The sequence below is a fragment of the Buchnera aphidicola (Melaphis rhois) genome (genome assembly GCF_005080745.1).
Taxonomy (GTDB): domain Bacteria; phylum Pseudomonadota; class Gammaproteobacteria; order Enterobacterales; family Enterobacteriaceae; genus Buchnera_B; species Buchnera_B aphidicola_AT.
This window is the reverse complement of the sequence record NZ_CP033004.1, coordinates 549936-563016: the sequence shown is the minus strand read 5'-3', so window position 1 is coordinate 563016 and position 13081 is coordinate 549936. Positions and strand designations below refer to the sequence as shown.

12 protein-coding genes are annotated in these 13081 nt (G+C 25.4%); 5 read left to right on the top strand and 7 right to left on the bottom strand.

The features are described from left to right. Window positions 1-181: 181 nt before the first annotated feature. Window positions 182-850 (bottom strand): YggS family pyridoxal phosphate-dependent enzyme, encoded by a 669-nt coding sequence (locus tag D9V73_RS02600; protein ID WP_158336718.1) that lies wholly within the window; start codon window positions 848-850, stop codon window positions 182-184. Window positions 851-1091: 241 nt separating this feature from the next. On the opposite strand from D9V73_RS02600, the gene leuB reads away from it, so the two are divergent. The 4 genes from leuB to leuA all read left to right on the top strand — a co-directional run bounded on the left by leuB (window position 1092) and on the right by leuA (window position 6321). Continuing rightward, window positions 1092-2219 carry a 3-isopropylmalate dehydrogenase gene (gene leuB / locus D9V73_RS02595; protein ID WP_158336717.1) on the top strand — a complete coding sequence of 376 codons (1128 nt, stop codon included), beginning with the start codon at window positions 1092-1094 and terminating at the stop codon, window positions 2217-2219. After that, a complete protein-coding gene (leuC, locus tag D9V73_RS02590; RefSeq protein WP_158336716.1) occupies window positions 2188-3591 on the top strand; it encodes a 3-isopropylmalate dehydratase large subunit in 1404 nt (467 codons plus the stop codon). Before leuB ends, leuC begins: the two co-directional genes overlap by 32 nt. A 26-nt stretch (window positions 3592-3617) precedes the next feature. Beyond that, window positions 3618-4235, top strand: a complete 618-nt coding sequence (gene leuD / locus D9V73_RS02585; protein ID WP_158336715.1) for a 3-isopropylmalate dehydratase small subunit — start codon at window positions 3618-3620, stop codon at window positions 4233-4235. Between the two features lie 538 nt (window positions 4236-4773). Then, window positions 4774-6321 carry a 2-isopropylmalate synthase gene (gene leuA / locus D9V73_RS02580; RefSeq protein ID WP_158336714.1) on the top strand — a complete coding sequence of 516 codons (1548 nt, stop codon included), beginning with the start codon at window positions 4774-4776 and terminating at the stop codon, window positions 6319-6321. A 126-nt stretch (window positions 6322-6447) separates the two neighbouring features. Here leuA and ruvX read toward each other — a convergent pair whose 3' ends face one another. The 5 genes from ruvX to dusA all read right to left on the bottom strand — a co-directional run bounded on the left by ruvX (window position 6448) and on the right by dusA (window position 11545). After that, entirely contained in the window at window positions 6448-6873 is a 426-nt protein-coding gene (gene ruvX, locus D9V73_RS02575) for a Holliday junction resolvase RuvX (protein WP_158336713.1), read from the bottom strand. Between the two features lies 1 nt (window position 6874). Next, window positions 6875-7438, bottom strand: coding sequence for a YqgE/AlgH family protein (locus tag D9V73_RS02570; protein WP_187307839.1), 564 nt, complete (start codon window positions 7436-7438; stop codon window positions 6875-6877). A gap of 85 nt (window positions 7439-7523) precedes the next feature. Then, window positions 7524-8483 (bottom strand): glutathione synthase, encoded by a 960-nt coding sequence (gene gshB, locus D9V73_RS02565; protein WP_158336711.1) that lies wholly within the window; start codon window positions 8481-8483, stop codon window positions 7524-7526. Window positions 8484-8985: 502 nt separating this feature from the next. Further along, complete coding sequence (gene dnaB / locus D9V73_RS02560; RefSeq protein WP_158336710.1) at window positions 8986-10365, bottom strand: replicative DNA helicase; 1380 nt, start codon at window positions 10363-10365, stop codon at window positions 8986-8988. A gap of 205 nt (window positions 10366-10570) precedes the next feature. Beyond that, on the bottom strand, window positions 10571-11545 hold the full coding sequence (gene dusA, locus D9V73_RS02555; protein ID WP_158336709.1) for a tRNA dihydrouridine(20/20a) synthase DusA: 975 nt from the start codon (window positions 11543-11545) through the stop codon (window positions 10571-10573). A gap of 333 nt (window positions 11546-11878) precedes the next feature. Here dusA and ssb point away from each other — a divergent pair, with 333 nt between their 5' ends. Continuing rightward, window positions 11879-12385, top strand: a complete 507-nt coding sequence (ssb, locus tag D9V73_RS02550; protein ID WP_158336708.1) for a single-stranded DNA-binding protein — start codon at window positions 11879-11881, stop codon at window positions 12383-12385. A 119-nt stretch (window positions 12386-12504) separates the two neighbouring features. Here ssb and D9V73_RS02545 read toward each other — a convergent pair. Then, a partial coding sequence (locus D9V73_RS02545) for an alpha/beta fold hydrolase (protein ID WP_187307823.1) occupies window positions 12505-13081 on the bottom strand: 577 nt, incomplete at its 5' end.

Sequence of the window (13081 nt, the reverse complement as noted above, 5' to 3'; positions counted from 1 at the left end):
TATATTTATTTTTAATATTTTTTATATTAAATAAAATAACAAACTTTTATATATATTAAAGCATATAAAATTTATTAAATATAAATTTAAAAATTTCATGTAACTTAAAAAATTTAAAGTGATATGTACTAATATTTAAATTTTAATTTTTTAAAAAATGTTGTATTTTTTTAAAGTAGTATTAATTAAAAATTAGTGATCCTATTCTTATTAATGTACTACCAGATATTATAGCAGCTTTCATATCATGACTAGTTCCTAAGGATATAGTATCCGCTTCAGGATGTATGTCTTTGATTATGGAAGAATATAATTTTATATGTTTATACGATTTTAGTTGATCATTATAATTAATACATTTATATGGCATGCCCATTATTCCTCTTAAATTTAAGTTTTCTAAAAATGTTATTTTTTTTACTAATGTCTTAAAATTATTTATATTTAATTTTGATGTAATAAAATTGTTTCTAATATCTATTTGTATTAAAATATTTAATTTTGGAGTCATGTTAAAACGATATTTATTTAACATTTTAGCTGTATTCTCATTTTTTACAGTGTGACACCAAGAAAAGTTAGTAGAAATAAAGCGAATTTTGTTAGATTGAATATTTCCAATAAAATGCCATTGAATATGTTTAAATGTATTAATTTTTAGTAAACTTTCTTGTACGTAACTTTCTCCAAAATTATATTGTTTGCATAAAATTACTTTTTTTATTTCTTCAATAGATCGTGATTTGCTTACTACTAATATCTTTATGTTTTTTGGATTTATTCCATATTCGTAACTTATAGAAACGATATTATTTTGTATGTCATTTAATTTTTTTTGTATTTTTAACATGAATATGATTTTATTATAAGATTATTGTAAATATACTATTTTAATAATTAAACAAAATATTATATAGTAAATATTAATTATTTTATAATAATATTGATAAATATATAAATTTTTATTTTAAAATATGTTATTTTTAACGTTTTAATACAAGGTAATAACTACTATTAGTTATTCAGAAACATTTTAATATTTTTGAATAGTTTTTAAAGAATGTTCTCAGTTTAGGTAATTATAAGTATATATGAATCGAAAATATAAAATTGCAGTTTTACCCGGAGATGGAATAGGACCTGAAATTATTAAGGAAGGATATAAAATTTTAAAAGTACTTCAAAAGGATTTTTTTATAGATATTCAAACTAAAGAATATGATGTTGGTGGTATTGCTATAGATAGACATGGTATTGCATTACCTCAAGAGACATTAGATGGATGTAAGAAGTCTGATGCAATTTTATTTGGTGCCGTGGGAGGTCCAAAATGGAGTAGATTACCACCTAATTTACAACCAGAAAGAGCAGCATTACTGCCTTTAAGAAAATATTTTAATTTATTTGCAAATTTAAGACCTGCTAAACTGTACTCTGGATTAGAGTTTTTATCCCCTCTTCGATCTGATATAGCTATAAAAGGTTGCAATATCTTATGTGTACGTGAGTTGACAGGTGGAATTTATTTTGGTAACCACAAAGGCACTAAATACGAAAATTCCAACAAGTATTCATTTGATACTGAAATATATTATCAGTTTGAAATTGAAAGAATCGCTCATATTGCTTTTAAGTTAGCATTAACGAGAAAATGTAATGTTGCCTCTATTGATAAAGCTAATGTATTAGAAACTTCTGTATTGTGGAGAAAAACAGTTAGTCGTATATCTTTAGAATATCCTAAAGTAAAGTTGTCTCATTTATATATTGATAATGCTGTAATGCAAATTATTAAAAATCCTGATAAATTTGATGTAATTTTATGTTCTAATTTGTTCGGAGATATATTGTCTGATGAATGTGCAGTTATTACTGGTTCAATAGGTTTATTGCCGTCAGCTAGCTTAAATGAGAAAAAGTTTGGTTTATATGAACCAGCAGGAGGTTCAGCTCCTGACATTGAAGGAAAAAATATAGCTAATCCTATTGCATTAGTTTTATCAATCAGCATGTTGATTCGATATAGTTTTCAATTAAGTATTATGGCCGACATGATTGATTCCGTGGTAAATGAAGTGCTAAGCTTGGGTTATCGAACTAAAGATATATCGGATAATAATGGTCAGTTTATTAGCACTAGCGAAATCGGTGATATTATTTCTAAATTACTATCTTGTAGAAAAAAAAATGAAAAGAACACTTTACCAAAAATTATATGATGCTCATATAGTATGTGAAGAACCGGGTCAATCCCCAATTATTTACATAGATTTGCATTTAATACATGAAGTTACTTCACCTCAAGCATTTTATGAAATACGTTTAAAAAATAGATCATTAAGACAGCCAAACAAGACTTTTGCAACTATGGATCACAATGTTCCAACAATTAGTAGAGATATAAATTGTGCTACTGATTTGGCTAAAAATCAGATGTATGAATTGATAAAAAATTGTACAGAATTTAATATTAATTTATTTGATCTCAACCATTCGGATCAAGGAATAGTTCATGTTGTTGGACCTGAACAGGGTATTACTTTACCAGGTATGACTATAGTGTGTGGCGATTCGCATACTTCTACGCATGGAGCTTTTGGTACATTATCTTTTGGTATTGGAACTTCTGAGGTAGAACATGTATTAGCGACGCAAACTATAAAACAAAATCGTTTTAAAAATATGAATATAGAAATAAATGGCACAATGAGTTATGGAGTGACAGCAAAAGACATAATTTTATTCATAATCGGAAAGTTAGGTGTATCTGGTGGAGTTGGATATGTAATTGAGTTTTCTGGCTATTTAATTTCACGTTTGAGTATGGAAAGTAGAATGACTATATGTAATATGGTTATTGAAATGGGTGCAAAGTCAGGAATTATTGCTCCGGATCAAATTACTTTTAAATATTTACAAAATTGTAAGCATGCTCCAAAAAATAAGAATTGGAAAAGTGCATTATTATATTGGAGTTCTTTAAAGTCTGATGAAGGCGCTATCTTTAATAAGAGAATAACGTTTGATATATCTTCTTTATCTCCTCAAATTACTTGGGGTACTAACCCGAGTCAAGTTATCTCGGTTGACGAAAAAATTCCATTTCTTGATTCTTATAATGATATTTCAGAAAGAAATAGTGCAGAGCAATCATTGCATTATATGGGATTAGAGCCTGGTATGTATTTAACAGATATATCTATTGATAAAGTTTTTATTGGGTCTTGTACTAATTCTAGAATAGAAGATTTACGTGATATAGCAAAGATAGTGCGATATAAGCGTGTATTTAGTTCTGTGCATGCTATTATTGTTCCAGGTTCAGGTATGGTAAAAAGGCAAGCAGAATTAGAAGGATTAGATAAGATTTTTCTCAATTCTGGATTTGAATGGCGTCATTCTGGGTGTTCTATGTGCTTAGCTATGAATGGAGATCACTTGAGTAACAAAGAACGTTGTGCATCAACTAGCAATAGAAATTTTGAAGGACGCCAAGGTAGAGGAGGGAGGACACATTTAGTTAGCCCTTTAATGGCTGCCGCTGCAGCGATTCATGGTTCTTTTGTAGATGTTAGAAAATTAAGATATTAATATAGAATTTTTTATAGGAAGTTATAATGTCTAAGTTTGTTTGTCATACTGGAATAGTTGTCCCTTTAGATATATCTAATGTAGACACTGATGTAATTATTCCTAAACAATTTTTACAAAAGATTACTAAATCGGGATTTGGAAAATATTTATTCAATGATTGGAGGTATTTAGATGATTGTTCTTTTACTTTAAATTATAATTTTGTTTTAAATCGGATTTGTTATAAACATGCGACAATTTTATTGTCGAGAGAAAATTTTGGATGTGGCTCATCTAGAGAACATGCTGTTTGGGCATTATTAGATTATGGATTTAAAGCAATTTTAGCATCCAGTTTTGCTGATATTTTTTATAGTAACAGTATTAAAAATGGTTTATTGCCTGTAGTATTATCAAAAAATATAATAAATTATTTATTCGGATTAGCATTAAAAAATTCTAATTTATCTATAACAATTAATTTAGAAACTAATGAAGTGTTAGTAAATAATCAACGTTATATATTTGAAATCGATCATTTTTATAAATATTGTATGTTAAATGGATTAGATGATATAGATTTAACTATGAAACATATTAAAAAAATAGAAGATTATGAAAGTAATATTCCTTCTTTTCTAAATGTTTTTAATGAATTTTAGTTTATATATTATTTATATTTTAAAGATGTTGTGATGCTTTAAGTATTTGTTATATATTACATTTTGAATGTGTAAATATAATTAATTGTATCAGTTTTAAATAAATTTCTTAAAAAATATATCGTAGTTTGTTTAATTTGACATATTTTATAATGTCATAAACAAAAAACTGTAATACTTTTATAATTTTATTAGAAAAAATGTAATTAGTTTTTATGAGATAATATTCCATAAGTAATGATTGCATAGTATGAAGCAATTACAAGTTAAAGTTCTAATATTTAGTTTGAATAATATTAATTTTATTAAATGATAGTATATATGTATTAATATAGATATACTGAAAATAGTAATTCAATAGTTGAAATTGTGCTTCTAATAAATGATTCAATACTGTTTCATAAAAAGTTCTAATATTAATTATTATGTATAATATAAGAACATAATTTTTTTAAAAAATAGATATAGTAGTTACTTTATATTTTTTATAAATTTCTAAACGAATTATTATATAATATATTTAATTTTAGGATAATAAATGACTCAACAATTAATTATTTTTGATACAACCCTACGTGATGGTGAACAATCTTTACAAGCAAGTTTAAGCACAAAAAAAAAATTAAAAATAGCATTTGCCTTAGAAAGATTGGGAATAGATATTATAGAAGTAGGATTTCCTGTTTCGTCACCTGGTGACTTTTCATCTACTTGTACTATAGCTAGAAATATTAAAAATTCTAAAATTTGTGGTTTAGCTAGATGTGTTTATAGAGATATAGATGTAGCAGCTGAAGCTATGAAGAGTGCTGAATCATTTCGAATTCATATATTTTTAGGTACATCTTATTTACATGTAGCATCAAAGTTAAGGAAAACGTTTAATGAAATAATAGAAATGGCGGTTTGTTCTATAAAAAGAGCACGTAAGTATACGGACGATGTAGAATTTTCTTGTGAAGATGCAGGAAGAACGAATTTAGATAATTTGTGTCGTATTGTAGAAATAGCAATTAATGCCGGTGCAACTACTATTAATATTCCGGATACAGTAGGTTATACTATTCCTAGTCAATTTCAAAGCATTATATTTTCTTTATATAAAAAAGTTCCTAATATTGATAAAGCTATTATATCTGTACATTGTCATAATGATTTAGGTATGGCTGTTGCTAATTCGATTTCTGCTATACAAGCAGGAGCTAGACAAATAGAAGGAACTATTAATGGAATAGGAGAACGTGCTGGAAATACTGCCTTAGAAGAAGTTATTATGGCTATAAAAGTTAGAAAAGATATTTTTCAGTTATATACTAATATTAAATATAAAGAAATTTTTAGAACTAGCAAGATAATTAGTGAAATATGCAATATGCCTATTCCGTCTAATAAAGCAATAGTAGGAAGTAATGCTTTTTCACATTCGTCAGGAATTCACCAAGATGGGGTTTTGAAAAATAGAAAAAATTACGAGATTATTGTTCCTGAAACAATAGGTTTAAAACCGATTACACTAAATTTAACTTCTAGATCAGGAAGAGCTGCTGTTAAACATTATATGTCTGAAATGGGATATAAAGAAAATGTTGATTATAATTTAAACGATTTATATAGTACTTTTTTAAAATTTGCTGATAAGAAAGGACAAGTATTTGATTATGACTTAGAAATATTAGCTTTTTTTAATTCAGAAATAGATTCGTTTGAATATTTTAAATTAAAAGATTTTAATGTTAAATCAAACTTGGACGGTATATCTTGTCTATTAATAAAGTTAATGTGTGGATCACAGTTACGTACTGAGATGGAAACTACTAAAAAAGGGTTAATGTATACAATACATAAAGTATTAAATAAGATAACATCCATTAACATTATTATAAAAAATTTTCATATATTAGTAGAAGAAAACAATCTTAGTACTGTTGTCAAAGTAAATGTTGAAGTACGATATAATAATCGTAGTTTTTACGGAGTAGGTACATCTCTTGATATTATTGAATCTTCTATACGAGCTATTATTTATGTGTTAAATAGTATTTGGAAGATACAGCAAGTGAATATAAAATTGAAACAACATTTATAAGTATAGTTAATTTTATGAATTTTGTTGTTAACTTTTTTTAAATATGGATGTAAAAATTTATGTAATTTTTACGTTCATATATATTTTATTTTACTATTTTGTTCTGTTAATATTAAATGTTTTTATTTAATTATTGAAAATACTCATATTATTTTTAAACCAACTTTCTAATATAATAACAGCAGAAGTAGAATCAATCGTTGTTTTTATTAAAGATTTAAATCCGTACCTTTCAAATAATATTGTCTTTGCTTCTATAGTTGTTAATCGTTCGTCATATAGATAATAAGGTATATTGAAATGTTTAAACAGTTTTTTTGCAAACATTTCTGATTTTGTAGTAATATTTTGTCTGGTTCCATTCATATTTAATGGAAAACCAATAATTATATAGTATGGTTTCCATGTATAAAATAATGTTTTAAATGTATGTAAGTTAATTTTTTCATTTTTTACTTTTATAGAAGATAAACATTGTGCTGTTTTTGTTATGTTTTGTCCTACTGCTACCCCAATATGCTTAATTCCGAAATCAAACGCTAAAACAGTCATTTTATGCGTGCCCAAAGTTTGTAGTTAATCGAAATATATCTACTCCAATATTGCGGGCTGATTCAATCCATCTTTCGGATAAAGGAGTGTTGAATAAAATGTTATTATTTGCTGATGCAGTTAACCAGATATTATCTAATATTTCATTTTCTAATTGGTTTTTTTGCCATATACAATGACCTAATGTCATTAAAATATTGTTAGATTTTGTATGATTAGCTATGTATTCTAGAACATCTCGAGACGATGTAATAAAAACGTTTTTTGATATCAAAATACTAGATACAAATTTTTTTTTAAAAGAATGTAAAATAAATCCGCGATCTTCAGATATTGGACCCCCAATGATGACAGATTTATTTAAATTATTGATATAATCATTAGGAGGTATGTTAATATTTAATTTATTTAAAATTTTTTTTATTGTAAGATTTTCAATGGGTTTATTAATTACAATGCCCATTGCTCCATTTTTGTCATGTTTACATATGTATATTACAGATTGTTTGAAAAATGGATTTTGTAAACCAGGCATAGCAATTAAGAAATGATGTTTTAAACTAATTTTCATTTTTAATTCCTATTATTATATATTTTAGTCTTAGTATAATTAATAAGATAATAGTTTTTTCTTAAAGAAGTAAATGGTTTTAAGAACGGTTTTTTATTAAGCGTTTTTCTATAGAGTTTAGGATAATATTGCTTATTGATGTTTTACATCCAGCTTCAATTTCTTGAATACATGTTGGACTAGTAATATTAATTTCTGTTAGTTTATTTCCAATAACATCCAATCCTACAAAATGTAACTCTTGATCTTTTAGTATACTAGAAATAGAGTTAGCTATGTCCCAATCGTATAAAGTAAGTTTTTGAACTTTTCCCAAACCACCCGCAGCTATGTTTCCTCTATTTTCATTAATTTTAGGGAATCTAGCTAAGCACCATGGAAATGGACTACCATTAATTATTAGTATTCTTTTATCTCCATATTTAATGTCTGGTAAATAAGTTTGAGATATACATAGTTGTTTTCCATGATTAGTCATAGTTTCGATTATTACCATTGTGTTAGGATCATTTTTTTTTATTCGAAAAATAGATAGACCACCCATTCCATTTAATGGTTTTATTATAACGTCTTTATGCTTTTCTATAAAATTAAAAATTTTAAACATGTCACTGGTAACTAAAGTATTAGGAATAAATTGAGGAAATAAAATAGTGAACAATTTTTCATTGAAATTTCTTAAGCTTTTTGGTTTGTTAATTATAAGCACGCCTTGTTTTTCAGCTTGTTCAAGAATATAAGTTGCGTAAATATAATGTTCATTAACAGGAGGGTCTTTTCTCATTAAAATTACGTCTAAATGTAATAATGAAATATCATTTGATTTTTTAAAATTAAACCATTTTTTTTCATCTTTTTTGACAAACAATAATTTAGTTTTGGAAAAAGGTTTATCATTTTTAAGATACAAATCTAATAACTCCATATAATATATTAAATATCCTCTTTTTTTAGCTTCTATTAATATAGGAAAGCTAGAATCTTTTTTTATATTAATAGAACAAATAGGATCCATGATAATTCCTAATTTTATTTTCATAATTATATTGTCGCTCTATTTATATTATTCAAAATAATTTAAAATAATATTTTTAGATTTTTGTAGTAAATGTTTTAATTTGTAATTGTTTTATAGAGTTAAAGATTGATAAATATCATTGAATAATAATGAGATAGATATTTTTTGTCAACTTAATTTTTGTATTTTATATTTGGTTAAATATCACTATTTTAGTTACAAATAAATGTAATTAATACTACAAATTTTTTAAAATATTATTTTAATTGAGTTTAAATGAAAAAGCTAAATAATTTAAAAATTTATGAGGTATTAAAATAGTTTATATTTCTTGTTTTTATTTTTACAAAATATTTACATATGTTATATTAAACATATTTTTACGAATGTATTATATTTTAAGCATTTTATTTTAATTTTTTATTTATTAGTAATTAATCATATATTGTTTTTTCGTTTCATGGTATTTAAATCAGTACTATATTGATTATTTTCTAAAAAGTTAAAATAGTAGTTTTATTCTTTATTGGTATTCAGATTTAGAATAATTGTCAAATCGAGACCAATGGCCATTAAATGTTAGTTTTATTGTTCCTATTGGTCCATTTCGTTGTTTTCCTATGATTATTTCAGCAATTCCTTTTAAATCTGTATTTTTGTGATATAGTTCATCTCGGTATATAAACATAATTAAATCTGCATCTTGTTCCAGAGAACCAGATTCGCGTAAATCGGAATTAATAGGTCTTTTATCTCCTCTTTGTTCTAATAATCTATTTAATTGTGATAATGCAATTATAGGAACTTGTAATTCCTTTGCTAATGCTTTTAATGTTCTAGAAACTTCAGCTATTTCTAGTGTTCTATTACCTATCAAAGATGGAACTTTCATCAATTGCAAGTAATCAACCATTATTAAACTTAATCCATTGTTTTCTCGATAGATTCGACGTGATCTAGATCTCATTTCAGTTGGTGTTAGAGTGGAAGAATCATCAATGTACATGTTTTTTTTCTTTAATAAGATATTTATAGTACTAGAAATTCTAGACCAGTCTTCGTCGTTTAGCTGTCCTGTTCGTAATTTTTCTTGGTTTACTCGAGACAAAGAAGATAATGTTCTCATCATTATTTGTTCCCCGGACATTTCTAAACTAAATATTAAAACTGGTTTTTCATAAGTCATTGCAATATTTTCACAAATATTCATAGCAAATGTTGTTTTCCCCATTGATGGTCGAGCAGCTATAATGATTAAGTTAGAGGGTTGTAGTCCTGATGTTTTTTTGTTGAGATCTTGATATCCTGTATTAATGCCAGTAATTCCTTTATGAGGTGTATTAAATAGTTTTTCGATATTTTTTAAAGTGGTATCTAGTATTTGTTCTATACCTTTTGGCCCAGTATTTTTTTTAAAACGATTTTCTATAATATTGAACATTTTTGATTCAACTAAATTTAAAAGTTCTTCACTAGTTTTCTCTTTTAAGTCATATCCGATATTAATGATTTTATGTGCAACTTGTATAATTTCACGAACAATAGAGTGTTCACGAATTATTTCAGCATAAGTTAATATATTAACAGTACTAGGAATATTTTTGGATAGTTCTGCTAAATAAGAAAATCTTCCTATGTTTTCTAGTTCTCCTTTTTTTTCTAAAGATTCTGATAAGGTTATAAGATCAATAGGGTATCCACGATTTAGTAAACATTGCATTTCTCGGAAAATCAATCGGTGGGGTAAACTAAAAAAATCGTTTTCCGTAATTTTTTCTGTTATGCAATCCCATTGTGTATTATCTAACATCAATCCACCCAAGATAGATTGCTCAGCTTCTATAGAGTGAGGAAGTGTAACATGTTCGCTAATTTTATTATTAAATATTTTTTTTTCTGACATTTTTAGTATAACACCAAGATTTAATTTTAAATTACATTTTTGATTTAAGATAAAACAATTCAGCAATAATAGTTTGCTTTGTTAAATTAAATACACTTTTGTATTGTTTAGATAAATTTGCATAATTTTTGTATTAACAATATAGTAGATTATTTGATGCGTATAAATTTTCATCGTTTTATCAATTTTTTAAATGAATTGTTTACTATATTACATTAATGAATTTTAGTGCTGTTTCTAAGATTGATATGTCAGAGTTTTTTTTATATACATTATCGTTTATATATTTTTTCCATAATTTAGAACCTGGAATACTATTAAATAATCCTAGAATATGTCGAGAAATATGATGTAGAGGAGTTCCTAAGGATAGTTCTTTTTCAATATAAGGATACATATTTCTTACAATGTTTTTCATATAGGTATTTTTTTTTAACCCTAATGTTTTTGAGTCTACTTGAGATAGTATGATGGGATTATTGTATATAGCACGACCGATCATAACTCCGTCGACGTATTGTAAATGCAATTTAGATTCTTTCATTGATTTAATATTTCCATTTATAATAATGGTTAATTTTGGAAAATCTTGTTTTAGTTGATATACCATATCATAATGTATTGGTGGAATTGTTCTGTTAGCTTTAGTGCTCATATTATGTGATAATGCTTTTCTTGCATGAATGATAAATTTATTACACAATCCGTATTGTGAAGTTTTTTTTATAAGGTTTTTTAAGAAATAATAATCATCTTTTTCATCTAAACCGATTCTGGTTTTTATACTAACAGGTATTGGAACAGAACTAATTATTTTTTCAATTATTTTTATTAATAGAGGAATATTTCTTACTAAATATATTCCAAATCCTGCTTGTTTTAATTTCTTAGAAGGGCATCCTACGTTTAAATTAATTTCGTCATATCCTTTTAAATATGCTATTTCGGCACATTGTTTAAGTTTTTCAGGATCTTTTCCGGCAATTTGAATAGCAATAGGATGTTCATAGTGGTGTAATGTAGATATGTTATTTTTTTTTTGAAAATAAACAAAGTTATTTTCAGTAATCATTTCAGTATATAATAGTGCTGTTTTTGTAAATTGACGATGTAAAAATCTGCAGTGTCGATCTGTATAGTGTAACATAGGAGCAACAGAAAATTTATAAATATTCTTCATGTGATAAATTACATATTTATTTTTAGAAGTATTTTATATTTTTCATTAAATAAAACATTATTGTCAATGGTTTATTATTATTAATCATATTATACTGTACGTTATTAATATATTTATTATTATATGATAGTTTAAAATATGCTAAAAATTTATTTTATCTTTTTAAGATAATAAAATTATTATTTTGAGTTAATATTTGTATATTATTTAAAAAAATTTTGTATATTCGTGGTATACTTTTAATTTATTAATTTAATATTATTTGTGTATTTAAAACACAATTTGTATTGTGTTATTAGTAAAATTGATAAATTTATTAGGATAGGGGACATTATGGCTAGTAGAGGGGTAAATAAAGTTATTCTTATTGGGTATTTAGGTCAAGATCCAGAAGTTCGATACATGCAAAATGGAGGTGCAGTGACTAATATTACTTTAGCTACATCAGAAACCTGGAAAGACAAAAATACAGGAGAAATAAAAGAAAAAACAGAATGGCATAGAATTATATTTTTTAATAAATTAGCTAATGTTGCAGGAGAATATTTAAAAAAAGGTTCTCAAGTTTATATTGAAGGATCATTGCAGACTAGGAAATGGCAGGATCAAAATGGAATAGATCGTTATATTACGGAGGTAGTAGTTAGCATTGGTGGCACCATGCAAATGTTAGGTAGTCGTAATATAAATAATTTATCTTCTTTAGGATATACAAAAAGCAATACACATCAATCAGAAAAAAATGTATTAAAAAATAATAAAGAAAATTATGATTTAAAGAAAACTGAAAATGATAGTTCAAATACTTTAGATTTTGATGATGAAGATATTCCTTTTTAGATAATTTATTTTGTTTTAGTATTTGAATTATTAGCGCTAGGTAAAATTATTAAATATAATTATTTCTCTTTTTAATAAATCATAAAGGGTTTTATCTGTTAATAACTGCATAATTATGGCTATTTTTTTAAGATCTTTAAATATTTAGAAAATTCTAATATTATAGTACAAAATTCATATTTATTGGAAATGAATGGAGTATGAGCAGAATGTTCTATTATTACTGATTGAGTTTTAGGCCATTTTTGATCTAGTAGATTAGAAATTTCTTTTGGAACTAATTTATCCAAAGCTCCATATATTCTTAAAAAAGGGACTTTTAGTTTGACGATTTCTTTTCTTAAATCAGACGAATATAGTAAATCTAATCCTTTTTTTAATGTTGATATTTTAGGGCTAGGTTGAGATGTAATAAGATTTTTTAAAGTTTGTATTTCTTGCGTAACACACTTTGAATTTATAATTTGCATTGCGATAAAGTTTTCTATAGTTTTATTATAATTTAATATTAACTGATCGTAGAATTTAGACAATGTATTTTTAGAAATTCCAGGCCAATTTCGATGCATTATAAAGCATGGTGAAGACGAAACACTGATAATACCCCTAATTTTTTTTGGATAAAGTAATGCAATTTTACTAGCAATCAACCCCCCCATTGACCATCCTAATAATATAGAATTATTAGGTATATAT

Excerpts from the sequence above, each read along its gene's own strand:
- D9V73_RS02600 (WP_158336718.1), bottom strand. The coding sequence starts at position 850 with ATGTTAAAAATACAAAAAAAATTAAATGACATACAAAATAATATCGTT.
- leuB (WP_158336717.1), top strand. The coding sequence starts at position 1,092 with ATGAATCGAAAATATAAAATTGCAGTTTTACCCGGAGATGGAATAGGA.
- leuC (WP_158336716.1), top strand. The coding sequence starts at position 2,188 with ATGAAAAGAACACTTTACCAAAAATTATATGATGCTCATATAGTATGT.
- leuD (WP_158336715.1), top strand. The coding sequence starts at position 3,618 with ATGTCTAAGTTTGTTTGTCATACTGGAATAGTTGTCCCTTTAGATATA.
- leuA (WP_158336714.1), top strand. The coding sequence starts at position 4,774 with ATGACTCAACAATTAATTATTTTTGATACAACCCTACGTGATGGTGAA.
- ruvX (WP_158336713.1), bottom strand. The coding sequence starts at position 6,873 with ATGACTGTTTTAGCGTTTGATTTCGGAATTAAGCATATTGGGGTAGCA.
- gshB (WP_158336711.1), bottom strand. The coding sequence starts at position 8,483 with ATGAAAATAAAATTAGGAATTATCATGGATCCTATTTGTTCTATTAAT.
- dnaB (WP_158336710.1), bottom strand. The coding sequence starts at position 10,365 with ATGTCAGAAAAAAAAATATTTAATAATAAAATTAGCGAACATGTTACA.
- dusA (WP_158336709.1), bottom strand. The coding sequence starts at position 11,545 with ATGAAGAATATTTATAAATTTTCTGTTGCTCCTATGTTACACTATACA.
- ssb (WP_158336708.1), top strand. The coding sequence starts at position 11,879 with ATGGCTAGTAGAGGGGTAAATAAAGTTATTCTTATTGGGTATTTAGGT.